This is a genomic window from Pseudorhodoferax sp. Leaf274 (genome assembly GCF_001422445.1).
In the GTDB taxonomy this organism is placed as follows: Bacteria; Pseudomonadota; Gammaproteobacteria; order Burkholderiales; family Burkholderiaceae_C; genus Pseudorhodoferax.
Genome location: NZ_LMNA01000012.1, coordinates 18,361 through 42,698 on the forward strand (window position 1 = coordinate 18,361; position 24,338 = coordinate 42,698).

At 71.7% G+C, this 24,338-nt stretch carries 19 protein-coding genes and 1 riboswitch; of the genes, 11 read left to right on the forward strand and 8 right to left on the reverse strand.

Features of this window, described 5'->3' with window-relative positions; genetic code table 11:
• Nucleotides 1-2 precede the first annotated feature (2 nt).
• Both glp and moaD read left to right on the forward strand, forming a co-directional pair.
• Entirely contained in the window at nucleotides 3-1,268 is a 1,266-nt protein-coding gene (glp, locus tag ASF44_RS14180; protein ID WP_056899881.1) for a gephyrin-like molybdotransferase Glp, read from the forward strand.
• Nucleotides 1,265-1,516, forward strand: coding sequence for a molybdopterin converting factor subunit 1 (gene moaD, locus ASF44_RS14185; RefSeq protein ID WP_056899882.1), 252 nt, complete (start codon nucleotides 1,265-1,267; stop codon nucleotides 1,514-1,516). Before glp ends, moaD begins: the two co-directional genes overlap by 4 nt.
• On the opposite strand, the gene dapA is transcribed toward moaD, so the two are convergent.
• Nucleotides 1,503-2,396: a 4-hydroxy-tetrahydrodipicolinate synthase gene (gene dapA / locus ASF44_RS14190; RefSeq protein WP_056899883.1), complete on the reverse strand. Its 894-nt coding sequence runs from the start codon at nucleotides 2,394-2,396 to the stop codon at nucleotides 1,503-1,505. The genes moaD and dapA overlap by 14 nt on opposite strands.
• 237 nt (nucleotides 2,397-2,633) lie before the next feature.
• Here dapA and ASF44_RS14195 point away from each other — a divergent pair, with 237 nt between their 5' ends.
• From ASF44_RS14195 to ASF44_RS14220, 6 genes are all read left to right on the forward strand, one after another.
• Nucleotides 2,634-3,116, forward strand: a complete 483-nt coding sequence (locus ASF44_RS14195) for a molybdenum cofactor biosynthesis protein MoaE (RefSeq protein ID WP_056900286.1) — start codon at nucleotides 2,634-2,636, stop codon at nucleotides 3,114-3,116.
• A gap of 91 nt (nucleotides 3,117-3,207) precedes the next feature.
• Nucleotides 3,208-5,811 (forward strand): ATP-dependent chaperone ClpB, encoded by a 2,604-nt coding sequence (gene clpB, locus ASF44_RS14200; protein WP_056899884.1) that lies wholly within the window; start codon nucleotides 3,208-3,210, stop codon nucleotides 5,809-5,811.
• Between the two features lie 35 nt (nucleotides 5,812-5,846).
• A complete protein-coding gene (locus ASF44_RS14205; RefSeq protein WP_156374506.1) occupies nucleotides 5,847-6,197 on the forward strand; it encodes a hypothetical protein in 351 nt (116 codons plus the stop codon).
• A gap of 162 nt (nucleotides 6,198-6,359) precedes the next feature.
• Nucleotides 6,360-6,881, forward strand: a complete 522-nt coding sequence (locus ASF44_RS14210) for an RNA polymerase sigma factor (RefSeq protein ID WP_235579222.1) — start codon at nucleotides 6,360-6,362, stop codon at nucleotides 6,879-6,881.
• Nucleotides 6,878-7,708: a FecR family protein gene (locus ASF44_RS14215; RefSeq protein ID WP_056899886.1), complete on the forward strand. Its 831-nt coding sequence runs from the start codon at nucleotides 6,878-6,880 to the stop codon at nucleotides 7,706-7,708. The genes ASF44_RS14210 and ASF44_RS14215 overlap by 4 nt, the downstream gene beginning before the upstream one ends.
• 79 nt (nucleotides 7,709-7,787) lie before the next feature.
• A complete protein-coding gene (locus tag ASF44_RS14220) occupies nucleotides 7,788-10,202 on the forward strand; it encodes a TonB-dependent siderophore receptor (protein ID WP_056899887.1) in 2,415 nt (804 codons plus the stop codon).
• 8 nt (nucleotides 10,203-10,210) lie between these two features.
• Here the strand turns inward: ASF44_RS14220 and mntP are convergent, their stop codons facing one another.
• The 7 genes from mntP to ASF44_RS14255 all read right to left on the reverse strand — a co-directional run bounded on the left by mntP (nucleotide 10,211) and on the right by ASF44_RS14255 (nucleotide 15,798).
• Nucleotides 10,211-10,780, reverse strand: coding sequence for a manganese efflux pump MntP (gene mntP, locus ASF44_RS14225; protein ID WP_056899888.1), 570 nt, complete (start codon nucleotides 10,778-10,780; stop codon nucleotides 10,211-10,213).
• 15 nt (nucleotides 10,781-10,795) lie between these two features.
• A riboswitch (yybP-ykoY riboswitch) is annotated at nucleotides 10,796-10,962 on the reverse strand.
• Nucleotides 10,963-11,031: 69 nt separating this feature from the next.
• Nucleotides 11,032-12,264, reverse strand: a complete 1,233-nt coding sequence (locus ASF44_RS14230; protein WP_056899889.1) for an FAD-dependent monooxygenase — start codon at nucleotides 12,262-12,264, stop codon at nucleotides 11,032-11,034.
• Between the two features lie 42 nt (nucleotides 12,265-12,306).
• Nucleotides 12,307-13,128, reverse strand: coding sequence for a LytTR family DNA-binding domain-containing protein (locus ASF44_RS14235; protein ID WP_056899890.1), 822 nt, complete (start codon nucleotides 13,126-13,128; stop codon nucleotides 12,307-12,309).
• Nucleotides 13,129-13,143: 15 nt separating this feature from the next.
• Nucleotides 13,144-14,202, reverse strand: a complete 1,059-nt coding sequence (locus ASF44_RS14240; RefSeq protein WP_056899891.1) for a sensor histidine kinase — start codon at nucleotides 14,200-14,202, stop codon at nucleotides 13,144-13,146.
• Between the two features lie 37 nt (nucleotides 14,203-14,239).
• Nucleotides 14,240-14,914 (reverse strand): glutathione S-transferase, encoded by a 675-nt coding sequence (locus ASF44_RS14245; protein WP_056900288.1) that lies wholly within the window; start codon nucleotides 14,912-14,914, stop codon nucleotides 14,240-14,242.
• An 18-nt stretch (nucleotides 14,915-14,932) separates the two neighbouring features.
• Nucleotides 14,933-15,226 (reverse strand): 2TM domain-containing protein, encoded by a 294-nt coding sequence (locus ASF44_RS14250; RefSeq protein WP_056899892.1) that lies wholly within the window; start codon nucleotides 15,224-15,226, stop codon nucleotides 14,933-14,935.
• A 50-nt stretch (nucleotides 15,227-15,276) separates the two neighbouring features.
• Nucleotides 15,277-15,798: a DUF6622 family protein gene (locus ASF44_RS14255; RefSeq protein ID WP_056899893.1), complete on the reverse strand. Its 522-nt coding sequence runs from the start codon at nucleotides 15,796-15,798 to the stop codon at nucleotides 15,277-15,279.
• 268 nt (nucleotides 15,799-16,066) lie between these two features.
• On the opposite strand from ASF44_RS14255, the gene ASF44_RS14260 reads away from it, so the two are divergent.
• The 3 genes from ASF44_RS14260 to ASF44_RS14270 are packed head-to-tail and all read left to right on the forward strand — an operon-like array spanning nucleotide 16,067 to nucleotide 24,334.
• A complete protein-coding gene (locus ASF44_RS14260; protein WP_056899894.1) occupies nucleotides 16,067-17,698 on the forward strand; it encodes an efflux RND transporter periplasmic adaptor subunit in 1,632 nt (543 codons plus the stop codon).
• Nucleotides 17,699-17,702: 4 nt separating this feature from the next.
• Complete coding sequence (locus ASF44_RS14265; RefSeq protein ID WP_056899895.1) at nucleotides 17,703-21,080, forward strand: efflux RND transporter permease subunit; 3,378 nt, start codon at nucleotides 17,703-17,705, stop codon at nucleotides 21,078-21,080.
• Nucleotides 21,081-21,082: 2 nt separating this feature from the next.
• Nucleotides 21,083-24,334 carry an efflux RND transporter permease subunit gene (locus ASF44_RS14270; protein WP_056899896.1) on the forward strand — a complete coding sequence of 1,084 codons (3,252 nt, stop codon included), beginning with the start codon at nucleotides 21,083-21,085 and terminating at the stop codon, nucleotides 24,332-24,334.
• Nucleotides 24,335-24,338 lie beyond the last annotated feature (4 nt).

Below are 24,338 nucleotides of genomic sequence, written 5' to 3' on the forward strand. Positions count from 1 at the left end.
GCATGACCGATCCTGCCGCCAAGCTCAAGACCCTGGACGAGGCCCTGGCCCAGCTGATGGGCTATGCCGTGCCGCTGGCCGCCAGCGAGAGCGTGTCCACCTTCGATGCCGACCGCCGTGTGCTGGCGCGCGACGTGGTGTCCGGCCTGCAGGTGCCGCCGCTGGACAACAGCGCCATGGATGGCTATGCGCTGCGCTGCGCCGATGTGCCTTCCGCGGGCACGGTGCTGCCGGTTTCGCAGCGCATCCCGGCCGGCAGCACGGGCACTGCGCTTGCCGCGGGCACGGCCGCGCGCATCTTCACGGGCGCGCCCGTGCCCGAAGGCGCGGACGCGGTGGTGATGCAGGAAGACTGCGAGCCGCTGGACGATGGCCGCATCCGTGTGCGCGCGGTGCCCACGCCCGGCCAGTCCATTCGCCGCGCCGGCGAGGATGTGGCGCTGGGCACCACGGTGCTCGCGCGCGGCACGCGGCTCACGCCGGCCGCGCTGGGCATGGCCGCCAGCATCGGCCTGGCGCAACTCACGGTCACGCGCCGCCCGCGCGTGGCGCTGTTCTCCACCGGCGACGAACTCGTGATGCCCGGCGAGGTGCCGCCCGCGCAGATGCGGCCCGGCGCCATCTACAACTCCAACCGGTTCTTCCTGCGCGCGCTGTTGCAGCGCCTGGGCTGCGAGGTCAGCGACCTGGGCATCGTGCCGGACCGGCAGGACGCCACCGTGCAAGCCTTGCGCACCGCGGCGCAGCACCACGACCTGGTGCTGACCAGCGGCGGCGTCTCCGTCGGCGAGGAAGACCATGTGAAGCCGGCCGTGCAGGCGTTGGGACGGCTGGAGCTCTGGCAGATCGCGATCAAGCCCGGCAAGCCTTTCGCCTACGGTGCGATCGCCCGGGATGCGGATGCAGGTGCGGATGCGGATGGCACGGCCTGCCACTTCATCGGCCTGCCTGGCAATCCGGTTTCCAGCCTGGTCACCTTCGTCTTGCTGGTGCGGCCCTTCCTGCTCCAGCTGCAGGGCGCCACGCGCATTGCGCCGGCCGTGGTGCACCTGCCCGCCGCCTTCGAGTGGAAGCGCGCCGACCGGCGCCGCGAGTTCCTGCGCGCGCGCCGCAATGCCGACGGTGCGCTGGAACTGTTTCCCAACCAGAGCTCGGGCGTGCTGACCTCCGTGGCCGCCTGCGATGGCCTGGTCGACACGCCCGCCGGCCAGCCCATCGCGCACGGCGACACCGTGCGCTTCCTGCCATTCGAGGACCTGTGGGGATGAAGCTGCAACTGCGTTATTTCGCCTCGATCCGCGAGGGCCTGGGGCTGGGCCAGGAAGCGGTGCAGACCGAGGCCGCCACCGTCGGCGCGCTGCGCGACGAACTGCTCGCGCGCGGCGGTGCCTATGCCGAACTGCTGGCCCGGGGCCGCGCCGTGCGCGTGGCCGTGGACCAGCAGATGCAGGACGAGTCCGCTGCGCTGCACGACGGTGCCGAGGTCGCGTTCTTCCCGCCCGTCACGGGCGGTTGAGCAGGCCGTCCCCCAGCGCACGCAGGCGCTGGCGCAGGGCGGGCGAGGCAGAGGTCATCGGGGCGCGCAGGCGCTCGTCCATCAGCCCGGCCTCGGCCAGCAAGGCCTTGATCGGGCCGGGATTGGGCTCGTCGAACACCGCCAGCACCCAGGGCAGCAGCGGTTGCCAGAGCGCCCGTGCCTCGGCCAAGGTGCCCGCATGCAACAGCGCGATCAGCCGCACGAAACGCTCCGTGTGCCGGTGCGCGCTGGCCGTGATGGCGCCGCTTGCCCCCAGCGCCATGCTGCTGAAGACCTGCGCGTCCTCGCCGGCCAGCACCGAGAGCCGGCCGTCGGCGATCAGCGCGGCCGTCTTGACCGCGTCGCCGCCGCAGTCCTTGACGGCCTGGATGCGCGGGTGGTCCGCCAGCGCCAGCAGCGTCTCCAGCCGCAGTTCCACGCCCGTGCGGTAGGGGATGTCGTAGAGCACCAGCGGCACGGGGCTGGCGTCGGCCAGGGTGCGGAACCAGGTCAGCAGCCCTTCCTGCGAAGGCCGGATGTAGAACGGCGCCGCCACCAGCACGCCGGCCACAGGCCGCGTGCAGACGGCTTCCAATTGCGCCAGCACGCCTTGCAACCGGTAACCGCCCACGCCCATCAACACGGGCAGGCCCTGGGCCGCAGCCAGCGTGGTGTCCAGCACGGCCAGCTGTTCCTCGGCCGTCAGCGCGGCGGCTTCGCCGGTGCTGCCGCAGGGCACGAAGCCGGCCACACCGCGGCCGGCCAGGTCGCGCACCAGGGCGGCCAGCGCGGCGTGGTCGACGCGGTCGTCGGCGGTGAAGGGCGTGACCAATGGAATCCACAGGCCGGAGAACAGGGGAGAAGCAGAAGACACAGACATTCCTTTCGATGGGTACGGGAAGACCGGTGGGGTCGACCATCGAAGGTGTGCGCGCGCGAAGCTGATGCAGGAGGGCTGCCAAGGGTTCCGTCGCACATCCGACGACGGAACCGCAGCCCCGGTCAGACGAGCGGCGGTTTGTTCGCTTTTTTCGCGCAGCAGCGGGCCACGGGTGTGGTGCTGGGGGCGATGCAAGCGGACATGGGGCGCGACTATAGCCTGCGCGAGAATCGCCGCATGTCTCTTTCCCGCGTCAGCATCCAGACCGCCGACTTCGACCTCGGCGCGGAGATCGCAGCCCTGCGCGCGCAGGACGCCCGCGTGGGCGCCGTCTGCAGCTTTGTCGGCACCGTGCGCGACCACCACCCGGACGCCCCGGGGCAGGTCACGGCACTGGAGCTGGAGCACTACCCTGGCATGACCGAGCGCGCCATCGAGGCCATGGTCGACGCCGCCTTTGCCCGCTTTCCGCTCTACGGCGTGCGCGTGGTGCACCGCGTGGGTCCCTTGGCGCCCACCGACCAGATCGTGCTCGTGGCCGTGACCTCGGCGCACCGCGGTGCCTCCTTCCAGGCCTGCGAGTTCCTGATGGACTACCTCAAGACCCAGGCCCCGTTCTGGAAGAAGGAGCAGACCCCTGAGGGTGGTCGCTGGGTCGACGCCCGCGTCAGCGACGATGCGGCGCTGGCCCGCTGGGGCATCCAGGCCCGCAACGTTTGATCCAGGCCAGCTGTCGGCCCGCTCCGACAGCGGCGCCCTTGAAACGGGCGCATCCTCTCCCCATGTTCGTTGCAATTCGGAGAACTCGAACATGCGAATCGACAAACTCACCACCAAATTCCAGGAAGCCCTGGGCGATGCCCAGTCGCTCGCGTTGGCCAGCGACAACGCCTACATCACGCCCCAGCACGTGCTGGCCGCCATGCTCAAGCAGCAGGACGGCCCGCGCCCGCTGCTCGAACGCGCAGGCGCCAACGTGCAGGGCCTGCTGGCCGCGGCCGAAGGCGCGGTCAAGCGCCTGCCGCAGGTGCAGGGCCAGGAGCAGGTCCAGCCCGACCGCGACCTCGTCACGCTGCTGCAGGCCTCCGAGAAGGAAGCGCTCAAGCGCGGCGACCAGTTCATCGCGGGCGAATTGTTCCTGCTGGCCTACGTGGACAGCAAGATCGACTCGGCCAAGCTGCTGCGCGAGAACGGCGTCACGCGCAAGTCGCTGGAGTCGGCCATCGACGCCGTGCGCGGCGGCCAGAAGGTCGACAGCGCCGAGGCCGAAGGCCAGCGCGAAGCCCTCAAGAAGTACACGCTGGACCTGACCGAGCGCGCCCGCATGGGCAAGCTCGACCCCGTGATCGGCCGCGACGACGAGATCCGCCGCGCCATCCAGGTGCTGCAGCGGCGCACCAAGAACAACCCCGTGCTGATCGGCGAACCCGGCGTGGGCAAGACCGCCATCGTCGAGGGCCTGGCCCAGCGCATCGTGGCCGGCGAGGTGCCCGATTCGCTCAAGGGCAAACGCGTGCTGTCGCTCGACATGGCGGCGCTGCTGGCTGGCGCCAAGTACCGCGGCGAGTTCGAGGAGCGCCTGAAGTCGGTCCTGAACGAGCTGGCCAAGGACGAAGGCCAGACCATCGTCTTCATCGACGAGCTGCACACCATGGTGGGCGCCGGCAAGGCCGAAGGCGCGATGGACGCCGGCAACATGCTCAAGCCCGCCCTTGCGCGCGGCGAGCTGCATTGCGTGGGCGCCACCACGCTGGACGAATACCGCAAGTACATCGAGAAGGACGCCGCGCTGGAGCGCCGCTTCCAGAAGATCCTCGTGGGCGAGCCGAGCGTGGAGGCCACCATCGCCATCCTGCGCGGCCTGCAGAACAAGTACGAGGCCCACCACGGCGTGCAGATCACCGACCCCGCCATCGTGGCCGCGGCCGAGCTGTCCAACCGCTACATCACCGACCGCTTCCTGCCCGACAAGGCCATCGACCTGATCGACGAGGCCGCGGCCAAGATCAAGATCGAGATGGACTCCAAGCCCGAGGTCATGGACCGGCTGGACCGCCGCCTGATCCAGCTGCAGATCGAGCGCGAGGCCGTGCGCCGCGAGAAGGACGAGTCCTCGCAGAAGCGCTTCGGCCTGATCGAGGACGAGATCGCCAAGCTGCAGAAGGAGATCGCCGACCTGGACGAAGTCTGGCAGGCCGAGAAGGCCGAGGCGCTGGGCTCCAAGGAGGTGATGGAAGAGATCGAGAAGTTCCGCTTCCAGGTCGAGGAGTTCAAGCGCAAGGGCGACTTCAACAAGGTCGCCGAAATCCAGTACGGCAAGCTGCCGGAGCTGGAGAAGAAGCTCAAGGAAGCCCAGGACAAGGAAGCCGGCAAGGGCGGCATGGCCAGCGGCCAGCGCCTGCTGCGCACCCAGGTCGGCACCGAGGAGATCGCCGAGGTCGTGGCGCGCGCCACCGGCATCCCCGTGTCCAAGCTCATGCAGGGCGAACGCGAGAAGCTGCTGCAGATGGAAGACAAGCTGCACCAGCGCGTGGTCGGCCAGGACGAGGCCATCGTGGCCGTGGCCAACGCCATCCGCCGTTCGCGCGCGGGCCTGTCCGATCCGAACCGGCCGACCGGCTCCTTCCTGTTCCTGGGCCCCACGGGCGTGGGCAAGACCGAGCTGTGCAAGGCGCTGGCGGGCTTCCTGTTCGACAGCGAGGACCACCTGATCCGCATCGACATGAGCGAGTTCATGGAGAAGCATTCGGTGGCCCGCCTGATCGGCGCGCCGCCGGGCTACGTGGGCTACGACGAGGGCGGCTACCTGACCGAGGCCGTGCGCCGCAAGCCCTACAGCGTGCTGCTGCTCGACGAGGTGGAGAAGGCGCACCCGGACGTGTTCAACGTGCTGCTGCAGGTGCTGGACGATGGCCGCCTGACGGATGGCCAGGGCCGCACCGTGGACTTCAAGAACACCGTGATCGTGATGACCAGCAACATCGGCTCGCACCTGATCCAGGCCATGGTGGGCCAGGACGCGGAGGACATCAAGGAGGCGGTGCAGGGCGAGCTCAAGAACCACTTCCGGCCCGAGTTCCTGAACCGCATCGACGAGACCGTGGTGTTCCACGCGCTGGATGCGCAGCACATCGAGGCGATTGCCGAGATCCAGATCCGCGCGCTGCGCCACCGGCTGGCGCACCTCGATCTGACGCTGGACGTTTCCCCTGCCGCGCTTGCGGAGTTGGCCAAGGTCGGATTCGATCCGGTGTATGGTGCCCGTCCGTTGAAGCGGGCGATCCAGCAGCGCATCGAGAACCCGCTGTCCAGGCTGCTGCTCGAAGGGCGCTTCGCGCCCAAGGCGGTGATCCCGGTGGATGTGGACCCGATCCAGTCGCCGGGCGAGTTCCGCTTCGACCGGGTGGTGCATTGATGATCGCGGGCACGCAACAAAGGAGTGATGGGGCCGTGGGTGATTTCGTAGCGGGCCTGGTGCGCCTGATGTTGCAGGTGGCACTGCTGGTCGCGGGCCTGGCGGTGGCGGCCGCCTTGCTGCTGGCTGCCGCCGTGCTGGCCGTGGTGTTCGGCCTGCGGCTGCTGTGGGCGCGCCTCACGGGCCGCCCCTTCATCCTCAAGTTCGGCGGCATGGGCGTGGACCCGGCCGCCACCTGGCGCCGCTACCGCGACTGGCAGCAGCAGGCCACGCGCCCGCGCGGCCGTGCCCAGGAGCAGGCCCCCGGCGAACCGCCGGCCTTCAGCCCGCCGGGCGCGATCACCCAGGACGTGCAGGACGTCGAGGCCAAGCCGCCGCGGCACTGACGCGACACGCGCTGGATGCAGGTCAACACGGCCTGCGGGGCGCCATGGCCGGTGTTCCTGGGTTGAGCGGCCGGTCTTCCGGGGGAGGGCGGAGCCCGCGTCGGTTGATAATGCGAGATATTCTCATTGTCTGTGGGCTGGACGCCCTCCGTCGCCCCGCCCGTGCTGCAATCGCGCCCTTCCTCCCCGCTGCTGGCGGCGCTGGTCCGCCACTACGAAGACCTGGTCGAGCGGCTGCGCTGGCGCTTCGGCGACCGGGCGCTGGCGCGCGAGGTGGTGCACGACGTCTGTGTCGACCTGCTCGAGCGGCCGCGCCGCGACCCTGTGGAGCACCCGCTGGCGCTGCTGCGGCGCATGTCGCACGACCGCGCGGTGGACCGCGTGCGCACGCAGGACCGTGAGCGCCGCTGGGTCGATGCGGCCGAGGTGCTGCCCGACGTGGCGTCGGAGCAACCCGGCGCGGCGTCGACGCTCCAGGCCCGCCAGGAACTGGAATTGCTCTGCCGCACGGTCGAGGCCATGCCCGAGCGCTGCCGGCTGGTGTTCGTGATGCACAAGATCCACGAACTGCCGCAGGCCGAGGTGGCCGCGCAGCTCGGCATCTCGCTCAAGACGGTGGAAAAGCACCTGCGCCTGGGCATGGCGGCCTGCCGGGCGGCGCTGCAGCGCGGGGCAGCGGCATGACGACGAGGCCGCAATCCCCGCCCCCGCCCCCGCCGGCCGACGACGCGCTCGCGCGCCACCGCGACGCCTTGCGCGCGCGCTTTCCGCTGCCGCAGCCGCCCGTGCGCCAGCGTGCGCGGCGCAAGGCGGCCACCGCCGCCACGCTGGCGGCCGTGTGCGCGCTCGGCCTGCTGGGCTGGACCGACCCGGCCTGGCGCACCGAGCGGTTCGCCACGCACGCCGGCCAGCGCCAGGTGCTGAGCCTGTCGGACGGCAGCACGCTGACGCTGGATGCGTCCACCCGGCTGCGCGTGGAGCGCCACCTGCGTTCGCGCCGCGTGGTGCTGGAGAGCGGCCGCGCCCTGTTCGAGGTGGCGCCTTCGGCCTGGCGTGTGTTCACGGTGGACGCGGGCAGCGCGCAGGTCCGGGTGCTGGGCACGGCTTTCGACGTGCGGCGTTGGGACGAGGATGTCGCCGTGACCGTGCTGCGCGGCCGCGTGGCCGTGCGCGGCACCGGGCCGGACAGCGCCACGCTGGCGCCCGGGCAGCGTGCCGACGTGGCTGGCGGCCGGCTCGGCCCCGTGCGCAGCGTGGACGCGCAGGCCGCCACGGCCTGGCGTGAGGGGCGCTTCGTCTTCCAGCGCACGCCGCTGGCCGAGGTGCTGCGCGAGATCGAACGCTACCGCGGCCGGCCCGTGCGGCTGCTGCAGCCGGAACTGGCCGGCCTCGAAGTCTCGGGCGTCTACCGCATCGCCAATGCCGACGCGCTGCTCGAACTGCTGCCCACGCTGCTGCCGGTGCGTGTGCAGCATGCCGCCGACGGCAGCGCCACGGTGGCCGCCCGCTGAATTTGTCGCGGCGGGGTAGGGTTGGCGGCGTCGCCGAACGGCTTCTCTTCGGATGTCCACAACGAAGGAGAGAGAGCCCGTGTCACCGTTCCAAGTCACCTTACTTCCCGCGGCACGCCGGCTGCCGCTGTGGCTGGCCCTGCGGCGCCGCGCAACCGTGGCGGCGGCCGCGGCGCTGCTGGCCGTGGGCGTGCAGGCCCAGAGCGTCGTGCTGGACCTGCCCGCCGCCGCGCTGGAGCAGTCGCTCCACGCGCTGGCGCAGCGCACGGGCGTGCAGATCATGTTCGCGAGCCAGCTGGCCCAGGGCCGCAGCGCGCCCGCGCTGCGCGGCAGCTACACGCCGCGCGAGGCGCTGGACCGCCTGCTGGCCGGCAGCGGCCTGTCCGTGCGCGCAGCCGATGGCGGCAAGACCTTCGTACTGGAACGTGGCGCGCCAGCGCCGTCCGCAGCTGCGCCGGTTGCCGGCAGCGGTGGCGCTCTGCCGGCCGTGCAGGTGGTGGCCGGCGCGGAACGCAGCGCCACGACCGAGGGCAGCCGCGGCTACGGCGCGCGTGCCGTGACCATCGGCCTGGGCGAGCATTCGCCGCGCGAGACGCCGAATTCCATCAGCGTGGTCACGCGCCAGCGCCTGGACGACCAGAACTTCTTCAGCGTCGAAGAGGCCATGCAGTACACGACGGCGCTCAAGGTGACCACCTACGGCACCAACAACTTCAACATCGAATCGCGCGGCTACAACATCGACCGCTACCAGATCGACGGCGTCTCGTCGTCCGTGCGCGTCTACGAGAACAACTTCAGCCTGGCCATGTTCGACCGCGTGGAGGTCTGGCGCGGCCCGGCCGGCCTGCTGCAGGGCGCGGGCGACCCGGGCGGCACCATCAACATGGTGCGCAAGCGCGCGCAGGACCAGTTCGGCTTCAACGCCAGGACCAGCGTGGGCTCGTGGGACCACTACTACGCCGATGCCGACGTGACCGGCCCGCTCAACGCGGACGGCAGCCTGCGCGGGCGCCTGGTCGTGGCCTACCAGGACCGGCACTACTTCACCGACTACGCCAGCACGCGCCAGCCCATGGCCTACGGCACGCTGGAGTACGACTTCGACGCCGACACCACGCTGTCGGTCGGCCACAGCCAGCAGCGCACCACCAACCGGCCGTTCTTCGGGCTGGCGGCCTATGCCACCGGCGGCTACCCGGACATCGCGCGCTCCACCTTCATCGGCGCGCTGTGGAACCGGCAGGTGCAGCAGTCCGAACGCAGCTTCGCCGAGCTGGAGCACCGGCTGGACGGTGGCGGCAAGCTCACGCTCAGCGCCAACCGCATCGGGCGCGACAACGCGGGCGAGATCGCCTGGGGCGACAGCATGGTCGACCCGGCCACGGGCGACATGCAGGTGATCCCCTATTTCTCGACCGCCAGGGAGCGCGAGGTCAACCTGCAGGGCCAGCTGAACCTGCCATTCCGGTGGCAGGGGCTCCAGCAGGAAGTCGTGCTGGGCGCCAGCCGCCAGGTCTTTCGCAGCACCCAGGCCTACAACTCCAGCACCTGGGGCCAGAACGGCTTCACGCAGAACGTGTTCGCGCCGGATCCAAGCGTGGCCAAGCCCGACATCGCCATCGACGCGCCGTTCAGCCGGCTGCGGCAAAGCCAGAGCGGCGTGTTCGGCCAGGCGCGCATCAAGCCCATCGCGCCGCTGACGCTGGTGGCGGGCGCGCGTCTGGCCTGGTTCGAGCACCAGAACCTGCTGAACCGCGCGGCAGACCGCAGCGAGAACGGCAAGCTCGTGCCCTATGCCGGCGCGGTCTTCGACCTGGGGCCCGAGTGGTCCGTCTACGGCAGCTACAGCAGCATCTTCAACCCGCAGTCCGAAACCAACCGCGATGGCGATTTCCTCAAGCCGCGCCAAGGCCACCAGTTCGAGGTCGGCTTGAAGGGCGAGCACTTCGACAAGCGCCTGGCCAGCAGCCTGGCCCTCTACCGCATCGAGGACAGCAACCGCGCCATGACCGATCCGGACGCCAACGACGCGTCCATCGCCGCGGGCAAGGTCCGCAGCCAGGGCCTGGAGGCCGAGGTCACGGGCCGCATCACGCCGCAGTGGAACCTCACGGCCGGCTATGGCTACAACACCACGCGCCAGCTCAGCGCGGCGCCCGAGCAGCTGGGCAAGCCGTTCACCACCGTGTTCCCGCGCCACATCTTCTCGCTGTGGAGCGAGCACCGCTTCGCCAGCGGCCTGAGCCTGGCGGGCGGCGTGCGCGTGCGCAGCGGCATCTACACGGACGACGGCGGCGTGCGCTGGGGCGCGGGCGGCGTGGCCGTGTTCTCGGCGCAGGCGGGCTACCAGATCACGCCGCAGCTGCGCGCCACGCTCACGCTGAACAACCTGTTCGACCGCAAGTACATCGACCGCCCCGACGGCTGGACGCGCCAGAGCTACTACGGCGAGCCGCGCAGCCTGATGGCCACGCTGAGCTACAAGTACTGAGCCGCGGATCAGAGCGCCGTCAGGTGCTCGAACAGGATCACCGTGCCGATGCCGATCAGCAGCAGCCCGCCAATGGCCTCGGCCCAGCGCCCGGCGACCTTGCCCAGAACGCGGCCGACCATCACGCCGGTGGTCACCATGGCAAAGGTCGCCAGGCCGATGGCGGCCGCCACGGGCAGGATGTCCACGTCCAGGAAGGCCAGCCCCACGCCCACGGCCATGGCGTCGATGCTGGTGGCAAAGCCCGTGATGGCCAGCAGCCAGAAGCCATGGCGCGTGGGCTTGTCCTCGGCTTTCGTGTCCGGTGTGCGCAGCGCGCCGACCAGCATGCGCAGGCCGAGGATGCAGAGCAGCACGAACGCGATCCAGTGGTCCCAGGCCTTGACGTAGCCCGAGGCGGCGTAGCCCAGCGCCCAGCCGACGAGCGGGGTGATGGCTTCGATCACGCCGAAGATGGCGCCGGTGCGCACGGCTTCGGACCAGCGGGGTTTCTGCAGGGCCGTGCCCTTGCCGACGGCCGCGGCAAAGGCATCGGTCGACATGGCCATGGCCAGCAGGGCGGTGGAGGCGAGATTCATGGGGGACTCGTGGTGCGGCCGGGCAAGAGCACAAGGGCACGGCCCCGCTGCCCGACCTGCGTCGCGGGGCCATGCCCATGGTCTCGCCAACCGTGCAACGGTTGCCAGCGCCACGGCATGCGAGATGCCGAGTGTGTTGACGCAGGCGCTTCCGAACGGGGCGGAAGCCGGCTACTCCCCAAGGGAGCCGCGAGTATAGGCAGCCGCGAATGTCCCGGCGATGGGAGAAAGTTGCATTCGCGGCCGGCCGCTCAGCGTGCGGGGGGGCCGTACAGCCAGGGCATGTCCAGCAGCCGCTCGCCGAGCAGGCGCAGCGACAGGTTGCGGCCCCAGCGCAGCGGCCCCGTGGCGTGGAAGATGCGGCCATTGCGCAGCGCGCGGGCCTGCACGCGCGCATTGCGCTGCCAGCGCTCCAGCGCATAGCGGGCCAGCAGGGCGGGTACCGCGGTGCCGGCTGCATCGGCCTGGCGCAATGCGCGGCCCAGCGCCTCGGCATCCTCGATGGCCATGCCGGCGCCCTGCGCCAGGTAGGGGCGCATCGGATGGGCGGCGTCGCCCAGCAGTGCCACGCGGCCGCGCGCCTGCTGCGTGGGGGCGCGCAGCGGCGGCCGGTCGGCCAGCACCCACAACCGCCATGCGGGCACTGCGCGCACGAGGTCCTGCAGCGGTGCGCAGCAGCCGGCCATGCCGGCCTGCAGGTCGGCCGCGTTGGTGGCGTGGTCCCAGTCGGCCAGCGCATCGGGCGTGGCGCCGCTGGCACCACCCGGCGGGCGGCCGTGCACGAAGGCCACGACGTTGAGCGCCTCGCCACCGCGCACCGGGTAGCCGACCAGGTGCAGGCGCGGCCCCAGCCAGGCCGTCACCTCCGTGCTGCGCAGCGCGGCCGGCAGCGCGGCCTGCGGCAGCAGCGCGCGGTAGGCCAGGTGGCCGGTCAGGCGCGGCGGGCCGTCGTCCAGCAGTTGCGCGCGCACGCCGCTCCACAGGCCGTCGGCGCCGACCAGCGCATCGCCGGCAACGGGCTCGGCCATCCGCCCATCGCCGTGCACGGTGTGCAGCCGCACCTGCCGGCCGTCATCGGCGAAGCGCTGCACGCGCCGGTCCAGCGCCAGCGCGACATCGGCCAGCGGCGCCACCGCCGCCTGCAGCAGCGCCAGCAGGTCGGCGCGGTGGATGGTGGCGTAGGGCGCGCCATAGCGTGCCGGCATCGCGGCCAGGTCCAGCGTCGCCAGCGGCTGGCCGCTGGCGGCGTCGCGCACGCGCAGGCGCGCCGGGAACGCGGCCGCGGCCTGCAGCGCCGCGCCCAGGCCCCAGGCCTGCAGCAGCCGCACGACGTTGGGGCCGAGCTGCACGCCCGCGCCGGCCTCGCCGAAGGCCGGCGCACGCTCGAACACCTGCACCTGCCAGCCCTGGCGGGCGCCGGCCAGTGCGGCGGCCAGGCCGCCGATGCCGCCGCCGGCCACGAGAAGCTGCTTGGGACTTGCCATGGGGCCGCGATTGTGCCGCCCCGCTCCGGCGCGGTCCTTGCGCTACATCGCCTTGAAGAGATGCGTGTAGAGCCGGCTCACGGCGAGCCGGTCGCCCGGGCGGCCGCGCAGGCGCAGGTGCAGCCGGCCGGCCTCGTCGCGCTGGACCTGCTCGATGGCGTCGGCCCGCACCACGAGCGCGCGGTGCACCTGCCAGAACCGCTGCGCGTCCAGCTGCGGCAGCAGCTGCTTGAGGGGGGTGCGGATCAAGTGCTCCTCGGTGGCGGTCAGCACGCGCACGTACTTGTCGGCGGCCTCGAAGTACAGCACCTCGTCGACCGGCACCATGCGCACGTTGCCCGCCGCGTCGCCGGCGGCGATCACGCGCAAGGGGGGCGCGGCGCCAGTGCTGCCCACGCCATGGGCCGCGGCCAGCAGCTGGCGCCACGGGGCCAGCTGCTGCTCCAGCGCATCCGGCCCGGGCTGCGGCTGCGGCGCGGCCAGCGCCTGCTGCAGGCGCGCCACGGTGCGGCGCAGGCGCTCGGGCTGCACGGGCTTGAGCACGTAGTCGAGCGCCTGGGCGTCGAAGGCGCGCGCCGCGTACTCGTCGTAGGCGGTCACGAACACGAGTTGCGGCATGGGCACCGTGTCCAGCGGCCAGAGCTCGGCCAGCTCGGCCGCGGCGGCCAGGCCGTCCTGGCCCGGCATGCGGATGTCCAGGAACAGCACCTGCGGCAGCGCGCGCAGCGCGGCCTCCACGGCGCTGTGGCCGTCGCCCACGGTGGCCACCACCTGCAGCGCGGGCCAGGCCTGGGCCAGTTCGGCGGCCAGCGCACGGGCCAGCAGCGGTTCGTCTTCGGCGATGAGGGCGGTGGGGTTCTGCATGGCCGTGAACAGTGCCTAGAGTGGAACGACGATGGTGGCGCGCGTGCCGCCGCCGGGTTCGGCGGCGAGTGCCAGGCTGGCGCGTGCACCATGCAGCGTCTGCAGCCGCTCGCGCACCTGGGTCACGCCGAAGCCGCCGGCCGTGGCGCCGCTGCCGGACAGGCCGACGCCGGTGTCCAGCACCAGCAGGACCAGCCGGTCGCCGTCCGCCCCGCCTTCGCGCCGCGCCTGCACGGTGATGGATCCGCCCTCGACCTGGGGCTCCAGCCCGTGCCGGATCGCGTTCTCCACGAGCGGCTGCAGCAGCAGCGGGGGCACCGGCACGGCGCGCAGCGCGTCGGGCAGCTCCAGCCGGTAGTGCAGGCGTGGGCCCATGCGCACGGCCATCAGCTCCAGGTAGTCGGCCAGGCGCTCGAACTCCTGCGCCAGCGGATGCAGTGTGGCGCGCGAGCCGCCCAGCGTGGCGCGCAGGTAGCCGTTGAGCCGGTCCAGCATGGCCACGGCGCGCGGCGGGTCCAGCGTGATCAGCACGCGCAGGTTGGCCAGGGTGTTGAACAGCATGTGCGGCTCCAGCTGGGCTTCGAGCAGCTTGAGCTTGGCCTCGCTGGCGTCGCGCTCGGCCGCGGCGATGGCGGCCGCCAGCGCCGCCGCCTTGCCGCGCGCATGGAAGTAGAACGAGCCGATGGCGCCGGCCGCCACGGTGATGTACAGGCCGACCATGCCGTCGCGCGCACCGGCCGCGCGGCTGGGATCGGCCGGGCCGATGAGCCGGTAGGCCAGCCAGTCGCCCGCGTAGAAGCCGACCAGGATGCCGGCCACCGTGAGCACCAGGCCGCGCCAGCCCCGGGGCCAGCCGTGGCCGCCCTCGGCGTCGCCGTGGCAGTGCCGGCGCGGCACCGCATAGCGGCCGAACTCCATCACGCTCCAGCAGATGGTGCCGATGCACAGCGAGTAGGCCAGCTGCGACAGGTAGCTGCGGTTCGGCCATATCAGCGTGGTCAGCACCGCCACCACGCAGCACAGCGCCAGCACGTGCAGGTAATGGCGCAGGGCGTTGCGCAGGATGGCGTTCATGGGGTGCGGGGTCGGGGCGTGGGCAGGTCCCTGCGTGTCAGTCCAGCAACTGGTAGGGGCCGCCGCGCTGCAGCGCGCGACCGAACGCCGGACGGGCATGGATGCGCTCCAGCCAGTCCATCAGCCGAGGGCGGCCGGCGTCCAGGCCGGCGCGCGCCCGGGCCGCCTCGACCGGGAAACTCATCTGGATGTCCGCCGCGCTGAAGCTGTCGCCGGCGAACCAGTCGCGCCCGGCCAGTTCGGCCTCCAGGAAGTCCAGGTGCTGCTTCAGGTTGGGCAGCACGATGGCCGCCTTGGCCTTGGCGGCGATGCCGCGCGCGATCGGCTTGGCGAAGAAGGGCATCTTGGCGCGCTCGATGCGGTCGAAGATGAGCTTGAGCAGCAGCGGCGGCATGGCCGAGCCTTCGGCGTAGTGCATGAAGTAGCGCCAGCGCACGGCGTCCTGCGTGCCCGGTGCGGGCGCCAGGCGGCCCTGGCCGTGGCGTTCGAGCAGGGTCTCCAGGATGGCGCCGGATTCGGCCAGCACCAGCCCGTCGCCGGTGCTGACCACGGGGGACTTGCCCAGCGGGTGCACGCGGCGCAGTTCGGGCGGTGCCAGCAGGGTGGCGGGGTCGCGCTTGTAGTGCACGATCTCGTAGGGCAATTCCAGTTCCTCCAGCAGCCACAGCACGCGCTGCGAACGGGAGTTTTCGAGGTGGTGGACGGTGATCATGGGCTGCATGGTGCCTGATCAACGCGAGGACGGCCGCTCCAGGCGCGCACGCTCGCGCGCCACCATGTGGTCCATCAGCGCGTTGCCCGGCGCCAGCAGCCACACCGCCAGGCCGTGGAACAGCAGCCCCAGCCCCCAGCCCAGCAGCGGGAAGACGGCCCAGTGGCGGCCGCCCGCCAGCGACAGCGCGACCAGCACCGCATTGACGACCAGGTAGACCGTGGCATGGGCGAACCAGCCCAGCTTGGCCTTGGCGCGGCGGCGGGCGGTCCAGTCGAGATGGGTTTCGCCGGGGATGGGATGGCGTGACATGGCGTGCTCCTTGGTGAAGGGTGGACGGTGGAAGATGAATGGGGCGTGGATCAGGCGGTGGCGCCAGCCGTGCGGTGCTGCAGGGCCAGCCTGCACAGCCGCAGCGCGCGGCCGGCGAACATGCCGCTGAACAGGCCATACAGCGTGCTGATGCCGGTGGCGAAGCCGCCCTGGTGGGCCAGCCCGGGATGCATGGCCAGCAGGACGCCCACGGCGTACTTGGTGGCGAAGATGCCCATCATGAGCGCCAGCGGCACCCAGCTGCCGGGCTGGAAGAAGCGGCGGCTGACGGGGTCGTAGCGCACGGCCGGGTTCAGCGGCAGCCGGGCCACGGCGGCCAGGGCGGCCGCGGCGGCCAGGCCCCAGCCGGCCAGCGCCAGCCAGCCGGCGTCCGAGCGGCCGAACGCACCGGCCACGCCGTACACCGCCAGGGCCACCATCGCCACCGGCATGGCCGCCACGCGGGCCAGGTGGGTGCTGCCATCCTGGAGCTGCTTGGCGCCCAGCCAGGCGAGCAGCGCGAACAGCGCGAACACCCAGGCGGGCGTGTGGGTCAGGATCTGGATCAGCATGGCGGGGCTCCTTGGTGTGTCGGTCGGGTGTCGGTGGCGTGACTGTGCGCGGCGCCGGCGCGCGTTCCCAGCGCGGTGCGACGGACTGCACGGCGGCGGCGCGAGATGCCGTGCGCGGCGACGAACGGTGGCTGGCTCCGCGCTTTCCCCCTCGCTTCCCTTGCGCTTCCCACGCGCTTTACCTGCCGTTGACAGATGCAAGCACATGCCGGCTACGATCGCCGGCTCCAATCGCACCCAGTTTGTGCCTGCCCCCCCGATTCGCGCCATGGACCACCCACCAACCGGCCACGTTCCGCCTTCCAGTTCCCTGCCACCGCCGCCGCTGCAGCCGCCCTCGCGCAGGCGGCGCTGGGTCGGGGCGCTGGTCACGGTGGCCGTGCTGGCGGCGCTGGTCGGCGGCAGCTACTACCTCGTCAAGCGGCCGGCCGAGACAGCCGGTGGTTTGGGGATGGGGCCGCGCGGCCCGGGTGGCGCCGGTGGCCCTGGCGGCCCGCCGGGTGGCGCCGGCGCCTTCGGCATGGTCACCGTGGGCCATGCCGCCGTGGCGCGCGCCCAGATCCCGGTCACGCTCGATGCGCTGGGCACCGTCACGCCCACCGCCACGGTCACGCTCAAGCCCCAGGTGGGCGGCGTGCTGACCGAGGTGCTGTTCACCGAAGGCCAGACCGTGCGCAAGGGCCAGCTGCTGGCCCGCATCGACCCGCGGCCCTACGAGCAGGCGCTCATGCAGGCGCGCGGCACCCGCATGCGCGACGAGGCGCAGCTGCAGGCCGCGCGCGTCACACTGGCCCGCTACCGCACGCTGCTGGGCCAGGACTCCATCGCCCGGCAGGACGTGGACACCCAGGCCGCGCTGGTGCAGCAGCTCGAGGGCACGGTCACCAGCGACAAGGCGGCCGAAGGTGCGGCCGCGGTGAACCTGGAGTTCACGCGCATCACGGCGCCGCTCTCGGGCCGCATCGGCCTGCGCACGGTGGACCCCGGCAACATGGTGGCGGCCGGCTCGGCCACCGGCATCGCCGTCATCACGCAGATGAACCCCATCGACGTGCAGTTCGCCGTGCCGCAGGACCGCATCCCCGAGGTGCAGGAGCAGGTGCGCGGCGCGCGCCCCCTGGCGGTGGCCGCGATGGACCGCACGCGCAGCGCCGTGCTGGACCAGGGCAGCTTCTCCACGCTGGACAACGTGGTCGACACCACCACCGGCACGGTCAAGGCCAAGGCGCGCTTCGCCAACGGCGACGGCAAGCTGTTTCCCAACCAGTTCGTCAACGTGCGCATGACGCTGCGCACGCTGGACGCGCTGGTGGTGCCCGTGACGGCCGTGCGCACCGGCCCCCAGGGCCCCTATGTCTATGTGATCGGTGCAGACCGCACGGTGGCCATGCGGCGCGTCAAGCGCGGCGAGGCCACGGTCGACGTGGTCGCCGTGACCGAGGGCCTGCAGGCCGGCGAGCTGGTCGTGACCGAGGGCGGCGACCGGCTGAGCGAAGGCTCGCGCGTGCGCCTGCAGGGCGAGGTGCCGGCCGCTGGCCCGCGTGGGCCCGGCGGCGGGCGCCGCCACGGCCAGGGTGCGGCGGCACCGGGCACCGGCGCCTCCGCGCCTGCCAATCCGTCGGCCGCCGCGCCGGCACCGCTGCCGGCGCGGCCGGGCGCCTCCGGCCCGCAGCCGCCAGCCGCCACGGCGCCGCCGCCCAGCGGCCAGCCGCCTTCCGCCCAGCCCGAGTCCGCGGGCCTGCCCACGGCCGAGCAGCGCAGCCGCATGCTCGAATCGGTGAAGGACGACCCCGAGAAGCTGGCCCAGCGCAAGCAGTTCCTCGAAGCGCTGGACCGGGGCGACCCGGAGGCGCTGGCGCGCTGGCAGAACCTGCAGCAGCGGCGCCGTCCCGGCTCCTGAGGCCATGAGCCCATCCAAGCCCTTCATCGAGCGGCCCGTCGCCACGGGCCTGCTGATGCTGGCCATCGTGCTGGCCGGCCTGGTCGGCCTGCGCTTCCTGCCGCTGGCCGCGCTGCCGCAGGTGGACTACCCGACCATCCAGGTCCAGACCCTGTACCCCGGCGCCAGCCCCGAGGTGATGAGCCGCACCGTCAGCGCGCCGCTGGAGCGCCAGTTCGGCCAGATGCCGGGGCTCAACCGCATGGCCTCGACCAGCGCGGCCGGCGTCTCCATCGTCACGCTGCAGTTCGACCTCGACCAGACGCTGGACGTGGCCGAGCAGCAGGTGCAGGCCGCCATCAACGCCGGCAATTCGCTGCTGCCGGCCGACCTGCCGGCGCCGCCGGTCTACGCCAAGGTCAACCCGGCCGATGCGCCCATCCTCACGCTGGCCGTGGGCAGCGACAGCATGCCGCTGACCGAGGTGCAGAACCTGGTCAACACGCGGATGGCGCAGAAGATCAGCCAGGTGGCCGGCGTGGGCCTGGTCACGCTGTCGGGCGGGCAGCGGCCGGCCGTGCGCATCCAGGCCGACACCAACGCGCTGGCGTCCGTGGGCCTGGGCATCGACACGCTGCGCAGCGTGATCGCCGCGGCCAATGCCAACAGCGCCAAGGGCAGCTTCGACGGGCCGGCCCGCTCCTACAGCATCAACAGCAACGACCAGCTGCTGACCGCGGCCGACTACCAGAACCTGATCGTGGCCTGGAAGAACGGCGCGCCCGTGCGCATGCGCGACGTGGCGCGCGTGGTGGACGGGGCGGAGAACGCGCAGCTGGGGGCCTGGGCGGCGTTGAAGGAAGGCAGCGGTGGTGCCGAGCCGCCGCCGGGCCGCCCCAAGGCGGCGAGCGCCCCCTCGGGGGGCAGCGAACCTCGCGAAGCGGGGAGCGTGGGGGTCACCGAGCCGCCGCCGGGCCGCCCCAAGGCGGCGAGCGCCCCCTCGGGGGGCAGCGAACCTCGCGAAGCGGGGAGCGTGGGGGACACCGAGCCGCCGCCGGGCCGCCCCAAGGCGGCGAGCGCCCCCTCGGGGGGCAGCGAACCTCGCGAAGCGGGGAGCGTGGGGGCCACATTACACCCCGCCGTGATCCTGAACGTGCAGCGCCAGCCCGGTGCCAACGTGATCGCCACGGTGGACGCCATCAAGCGGCAGCTTCCCGAACTGCAGGCCGCGCTGCCGGCCTCGCTGCGCGTGGAGGTGCTGTCCGACCGCACCACCGGCATCCGCGCCTCGGTCGAGCACGTGCAGCTCGAACTGCTGCTGGCCGTGGTGCTGGTGGTGCTCGTGATCTTCGCCTTCCTGCACAACCTGCGCGCCACGGTGATCGCCAGCATCGCGGTGCCGATCTCGCTGGTCGGCACCTGCGGGCTGATGTACCTGCTGGGCTACTCGCTGAACAACCTCTCGCTGATGGCGCTGACGATCGCCACCGGCTTCGTGGTGGACGACGCCATCGTCATGATCGAGAACATTGCGCGCTACCTGGAGAAGGGCGAGAAGCCCTTCGCCGCCGCGCTCCAGGGCGCGACGCAGATCGGCTTCACCATCATCTCGCTGACGGTCTCGCTGATCGCGGTGCTGATCCCGCTGCTGTTCATGGAAGACGTGGTGGGCCGCCTGTTCCGCGAGTTCGCGGTCACGCTGGCCATCACCATCCTGATCTCGGCGGTGGTCTCGCTCACGCTGGTGCCGATGATGTCCGCGCGCTGGCTGCGCCCCGAGTCGGAGCAGCACGGCCGGTTCGCGCAGCACGTGCAGCGCTTCTTCGACCGCGTGATCGCACGCTACGACGTGGGGCTGGTCTGGGTGCTGCGCCACCAGCCGCTGACCCTGCTGGTGGCCCTGGCCACGCTGGCGCTCACGGTGCTGCTGTACGTGGTCATCCCCAAGGGCCTGTTCCCGACGCAGGACACGGGCCAGCTCAAGGTGCGCGTGGAGGCCGCGCAGGACGTCTCGTACACCCGCATGGCCGAACTCCAGCAGGCGGCCGCCATGGCCATCCTGGCCGACCCCGAGGTGCGCAGCCTGTCGGCCGTGGTGGGCGTGGACGCGGCCAGCAACACCATGCTCAACACCGGCGCCATGCTGGTCAACCTGCGCGCCGACCGCGGCAACCAGCAGGAGACCATGGACCGCCTGCGCCAGCGCGTGCGCCAGGCCGTGGCCGGCGTCACGCTGTACCTGCAGCCCACGCAGGACCTGACCATCGACGCCGAGGCCGGCCCCACCGAGTTCCGCCTGTCGCTGGAGGGCGTGGACACGGCCCTGGTGAACGAGTGGGCGCGCAAGCTGGTCGAGCGCCTGCACGGAGCCGACCTGGCCGACCGCGTGCGCAACGCCACCACCGATGCCGGCGCCCAGGGCCTGTCGGCCTACGTGGACATCGACCGCGGCACCGCGGCGCGCCTGTCGGTCACGGCCAGCGCGGTGGACGACGCGCTGTACAGCGCGTTCGGCCAGCGCATCGTCTCCACCATCTTCACCGAGACCAACCAGTACCGCGTGATCCTGGAGGCGCAGCGCGAGGGCCTGGATTCGGTGCAGGGCCTCGGCAACTTGCAGCTGAAGACCGGCAGCGGCGGCACCACGCCGCTGTCGTCCTTCGCCACGGTGCGCGAGCAGCTGTCGCCGCTGCAGGTCACGCGCGTGGCGCAGTACCCGGCCGCCACCGTCGGCTTCGACACCGCGCCCGGCGCGGCGCTGGGCAAGTCGGTGCAGGCCATCCGCGCGGCGGCCGCCGAGATCGGCATGCCGGCCAGCATCTCCATGAAGTTCCTGGGCGCGGCCGGGGCGTACGAGAAGTCGCTGACCAGCCAGCTCTGGCTGATCCTGGCGGCGGTCGTCTGCGTCTACATCGTGCTGGGCGTGCTGTACGAGAGCTACGTGCATCCGCTGACCATCCTGTCGACGCTGCCGTCCGCCGGCGTGGGCGCGCTGCTGGCGCTGATGCTGAGCGGGCAGGACCTGGGCGTGATCGGCATCATCGGCATCATCCTCTTGATCGGCATCGTCAAGAAGAACGCGATCATGATGATCGACTTCGCCATCGACGCCGAACGCCAGCAGGGCAAGTCGCCGCAGGAAGCCATCCACCAAGCCGCGCTGCTGCGCTTTCGGCCCATCCTCATGACCACGCTGGCCGCGCTGTTCGCGGCGCTGCCGCTGATGTTCGGCTGGGGCGAGGGCGCCGAGCTGCGCCGCCCTCTGGGCCTGGCGATCTTCGGCGGGCTGGTGCTGTCGCAGATCCTCACGCTGTTCACCACGCCGGTGATCTACCTGGCGTTCGACCGCGTGGGCCAGCGTCTGGCGCGGCGGCGCGCGCGGGCCGAGGCCGCGGGGTCCTAGCCATGAACCTTTCGCGCCCCTTCGTCGAGCGCCCCATCGCCACCGTGCTGCTGACCATCGGCATCGCGCTGGCCGGCATCCTGGCCTTCTTCGCGCTGCCGGTGTCGCCGCTGCCGCGCGTGGACTACCCGGTGATCTCGGTCTCGGCCAGCCTGGCGGGGGCCAGCCCCTCGACCATGGCCTCCAGCGTGGCCACGCCGCTGGAACGCCGGCTGGGCGTGATCCCTGGCGTCAACGAGCTGACCTCGGACAGCTCCACCGGCTCCACGCGCGTGACGCTGCAGTTCGACCTCACGCGCAACATCGACGCCGCCGCGCGCGAGGTGCAGGCCGCCATCAACGCCGCGCGCGCCGACCTGCCCAGCACGCTGCGCAGCAACCCGACCTACCGCAAGGCCAACCCCACGGCCTCGCCCGTCATCATCCTGGCGCTGACCTCGGCCACGCGCACGCCGGGGCAGATCTACGACGCCGTGTCCAACATCGTGAGCCAGCGCCTGTCGCAGGTCGAGGGCGTGGGCGACGTGGAGATCGGCGGCGGCTCGCTGCCCGCGGTGCGCGTGGAGCTGGCGCCCTATGCGCTGAACCGCCTGGGCATCAGCAGCGAGGACGTGCGCGCCGCCATCCAGGCCAACAACGCCAACCGGCCCAAGGGCGCCATCGAGGGCGAGGGCCGGCGCCTGCAGGTCTACACCCCCGCGCCAGGCCTGCGCGCGGCCGACTACCGCGATCTCGTGGTCGCCTGGCGCAACAACGCGCCGGTGCGCCTGTCCGACGTGGCCCAGGTGACCGACAGCGTGGAGAACACCCGCACCGTGGGCCTGTTCAACGGCCGGCCCGCCGTGATCGTGCTGGTCACCCAGGAGCCGGGCGCCAACATCATCAACACCGTGGACAGCGTGCGCGAGTTGCTGCCCGAGCTGCGCGCCCAGCTGCCGCAGGACATCGAGGTGCAGGTGGCGTCCGACCGCACCAACTCCATCCGCGGTTCGCTGCGCGAGGTGGAGTTCACGCTGATGCTGTCGGTGGTGCTCGTGGTCGGCGTGGTCGGCGTGTTCCTGCGCCGCGCGCGCGCCACCATCATCCCGGCCGTGGCCACGGTGGTCTCGCTGCTGGGCACCTTCGGCGTGATGTACCTGCTGGGCTTCTCGCTCAACAACCTGAGCCTGATGGCGCTGACCGTGGCCACCGGCTTCGTGGTGGACGACGCCATCGTGGTGCTGGAGAACACCCAGCGCCACATCGAGCAGGGCATGGACCGCATGGCGGCCGCGCTGCAGGGCGCGCGCGAGGTCGGCTTCACGGTGCTGTCGATCAGCCTGTCGCTGGTGGCGGTGTTCATCCCGCTGCTGTTCATGGGCGGGCAGGTGGGGCGGCTGTTCCAGGAGTTCGCGGTCACGCTGTCGGCCGCGGTGCTGATCTCGCTCGTGATCTCGCTGACCACCACGCCCATGCTGTGCGCCATGCTGCTGCGCAGCGAGGCCTGGTACCGGCGGCGCCCGCCCGGGCGCATCAGCGGCCCCCTGCTGCGCGGCACCGAGCGCCTTTGGGGCTGGAGCCTGCGCGTCTATGCGCACAGCCTGGACTGGGCGCTGGCCAGCAAGGCCCTGGTCATGCTCTCGCTGGCCGTGGTGGTGGGCCTGAACGTCTGGCTGTTCATGCACATCCCCAAGGGCTTCTACCCGCAGCAGGACAACGGCCAGCTCAACGCCGGCATCCGTGCCGACCAGAGCATCTCGTCCGTCGCGCTGACGGCCAAGCTGCAGCAGGCGGTGGACATCATCCGCGCCGACGCGGCGGTGGACACCGTGATCGCCTTCAGCGGCGGCTCGCGCGCGGGCGGCGGCTTCATGTTCGTGAACCTGAAACCGCTGGGCAACGGCCGCAGCGAGAAGACGCAGGCCGTGATCGACCGGCTGCGCCCGCAGCTGAACCAGCTGACCGGGCTGCGGGTGTTCCTGTTCCCCGTGCAGGACCTGCGCATGGGCGGTCGCCAGAGCAACTCGACCTACCAGTACACGCTCAAGAGCGACTCACTGGGCGACCTGCGCACCTGGTCGAAGAAGCTGTCGGACCGCATGGCCGAGCTGCCGCAGCTGACCGACGTGGACGGCGAATCCTCCGACAACGGCGTGGAGACCTTCGTCTCGGTCGACCGCGACGCCGCGGCGCGTTTGGGCGTGAGCACCGCGGCCGTCAACGCGGCGCTGTACAACGCGTTCGGCCAGCGCTCGGTGGCGACCATCTACAACGACCTGAACCAGTACTCGGTGATCATGGAATGGGCGCCGCGCTTCCAGCAGGCGCCGCTCGTGCTCAAGGACCTGTACGTGCCGTCCACCGTCACGAGCACGGTCGACAGCACGACGGGCCAGACCGTCACGAGCACGGTGCAGGCCAATGCCGACAGCAGCACCGGCACGTCGACTGTGACCTCGGCCAACCCCGGTTCGCGCAACTCCTCGGCCGGGCAGGCGCTGGCCACCAGCACCACGACCATGGTGCCGCTGTCGGCCTTCGTGCGCGTGGGCGAGCGCGCCGTGCCCAGCCGCATCAGCCACGAGGACACCGAGCTGGCCAGCACCATCTCGTTCTCGCTGGCCGATGGCGTGACGCTGGGCCAGGCGCAGCAGCTCGTCAAGCAGGCCGAGAACGACATCGCCATGCCCGTCAACGTGCGCGGCAGCTTTGCCGGCACCGCGCGCGCGGCGCAGGACACGGGCGGCCAGCAGACGCTGCTGATCGTCGCCGCCATCGTGGTCATCTACATCGTGCTGGGCGTGCTGTACGAAAGCCTGATCCACCCCATCACGGTGCTCAGCACGCTGCCCTCGGCGGGCGTGGGCGCGGTGCTGGGCCTGCTGCTGTTCCGCATGGAGATGACCATCATCGCGCTGATCGGGCTGTTCCTGTTGATCGGCATCGTCAAGAAGAACGCCATCATGATCATCGACTTCGCGCTGGAGGCGCAGCGCGCACGCGGCCTGTCGGCCGTCGACGCGGTGCGCGAGGCCTGCCTGCTGCGCTTCCGCCCCATCCTCATGACCACGCTGGCCGCGGCGCTGGGCGCGCTGCCGCTGGCCATCGGCTTCGGCCAGGGCGCGGAGCTGCGCCAGCCGCTGGGCGTGACCATCGTCGGCGGCCTCATCGCCAGCCAGCTGCTGACGCTGTTGACCGTGCCCGTGGTCTACGTGCTGCTGGACAAGCTGCGCCGCCCGGCCGCCAACGACCGCCTGCTCGCCCGAACCCCATGACGCC